A 2226-nucleotide genomic window follows, 5' to 3' on the forward strand; every position below is an offset into this window, starting at 1 on the left:
TTACTACGGAAATAAAAAGAAATTAGATTAAAAAAGATTTGATTAAAAGATTTGATTAAAGAAATTATATTAAAATGAAGCTGGATTAAAAATGAATAAATAATTAAATTTAAGTAATTAAATTTAAGTAACTAAATTTAAAAAATTAAGTTTAAATAATTTTAAAAAATCAAATTTTATATATTTTATATATTTTTAAATATTTTAAATATTTTTGTTATTTTTATATATTTTATACAATTTTATAGAAAAAATTATTTAAGAAAAAAAATAAATCTATATATATGAATGAAGTCAAATTTCAATACATTGGAAAAATTAAAAGCCCATTTAATGATTTAGAAGGTATGCCAATACAACCTGTTGGTGCAAATGGAGTTAAAGGAGAAATACATTTAAATGAAGATATTTCAGAAGGATTAAAGGATATAACTGGATTTTCACATTTAACTTTAATATATCATCTTCATAAAGTAAATGGTTACAATTTACAGGTAAAGCCATTTTTAGATAATAATTTTCATGGAATATTTGCAACACGTTCACCTAAAAGACCTAACCCAATAGGTTTATCTGTTGTTAAATTAAACTCTGTTGAAAAAAACATTTTATATATAGAAAATGTGGATGTTTTAAATAATACTCCTCTTTTAGATATAAAACCTTATGTCCCACATTTATATGGAATAGATGAAAAAAATTTAAAAATAGGATGGTTTAAGGATAAACATCAAAATGCAATTAATAAAAAATCTGATGACAGATTTATAAATTAGTTTTTATTTACATTGTTAGAAGAACCTTTTAAAAAAAGGTTCATCAAAAGACTTTCTCAAAAAAAAACTAATTAAATAAAAGGTTTATAAGTTATCTAAAGATTATAACCTCTTTTCAATTTTTTTATATTAACCCTGTTTGCCACATATAATATATTCCTATTCTTTTGTATACCAATCAGGATAACCTTTTGTAATGTATTCGTCAATTGTCCATTTATTGTATTCTGAGCCCTCTATATAGGATGATGGGCTATGAATAGCAATCTGTAGTTTTCCATTATTGATTTGAATTTTGTACAAATCAATTTTATCTGAAAATGCTTTATTTTTGTAATCACTACTTGGATTTCCTAAATTAGTCCATGTTCCAACTATATTTGTTAATTTTACTTTACCTTTAGATGTAACTGCCCATTTTGCTGTTATATAGCTATGCCAAACATAACCATTTAAAACTCCACCAGTAGAATCTATATATGTTCCATCAGCATTGAAACGATAAGTTCCTGCAAATGCTCCTGAATAAGACCATGCTCCAACAAGTTCTTTTTCATATAAATTTAACACTCTGTTTGAGCTTGAACTTCCTTTTTTCCAGTGAGCATAAACCACCACATTTTTAGCAACCATCTTTGTTGTGGTACTTACTTTTATTCCCCCATTTTTAGTTGTGTACCAACCAGTAAATGTGTAACCAGATCGTTTTGGTGTTGGTAGAGTGCTATAAGCTTTTTTATCAGTTAATTTTTTGGTTTTTGTTGTTACAGTTCCACCATTAGGATTGAAAGTTAGTGTGTATTGTTTTTTCCACTGTGCATAGAATGTTTTGCTTGATTTAATTTTTGTTGCAGTTGTAATCTTTGTTCCGCCTGATTTTTTCGTGTACCAACCACTAAAAACATATCCTGACTTTTTCGGTGTTTTAGGAAGCTTAGCTATTTTTGCACCTTTATAGTGATTAGTTGTCACAACTTTGCTGTTAGCTATTTTACCCTCATTTGCATTCCATTTTACTTTAACTTTAGATGTTGTATCAACAGCTTGAGCTGGTGCCAAAACTGTTGTAATCATCAATATAGCTATAATAGCTATAATTAAAATGGAAATTATCTTTTTTGTTTTCATAATTCCATTCCTTTCTTTATTTTTAGAATTTTTTCTATTTTTTTCTATTCTATCTTTTTTTATTAAGATTTTTAATAATAAAACTGCCAATATTTAATATATAAAACAATAAGCAAAAAGAACCTGTATTATTTTATAAGTATAATAAATGATATTTTATCTAACTCTTTTTTAGATTAAAAATATCTGATAGTTTTATATTATATAAATATTAAAAAAGAAACATATAAACTTAACTCAAAACAAAAAGCTCTCAGAACTTTAAACAATCAAAAAAAAAAAAAAAAAAAAAAAAAAAAAAAAAAAAAAAAAAAAAAAAAAA

The 2226-nt window shown here is 24.3% G+C and carries 2 protein-coding genes; one reads left to right on the forward strand and one right to left on the reverse strand.

Going from position 1 to position 2226, the window contains the following annotated elements:
- Positions 1-284 precede the first annotated feature (284 nt).
- Complete coding sequence (gene tsaA / locus MBCUR_RS02030) at positions 285-776, forward strand: tRNA (N6-threonylcarbamoyladenosine(37)-N6)-methyltransferase TrmO (RefSeq protein ID WP_067089593.1); 492 nt, start codon at positions 285-287, stop codon at positions 774-776.
- Between the two features lie 159 nt (positions 777-935).
- Here the strand turns inward: tsaA and MBCUR_RS02035 are convergent, their stop codons facing one another.
- Positions 936-1904 (reverse strand): InlB B-repeat-containing protein, encoded by a 969-nt coding sequence (locus tag MBCUR_RS02035; protein ID WP_157077557.1) that lies wholly within the window; start codon positions 1902-1904, stop codon positions 936-938.
- Between the last annotated feature and the right edge of the window lie 322 nt (positions 1905-2226).

It is taken from the genome of Methanobrevibacter curvatus (assembly GCF_001639295.1).
In the GTDB taxonomy this organism is placed as follows: domain Archaea; phylum Methanobacteriota; class Methanobacteria; order Methanobacteriales; family Methanobacteriaceae; genus Methanoflexus; species Methanoflexus curvatus.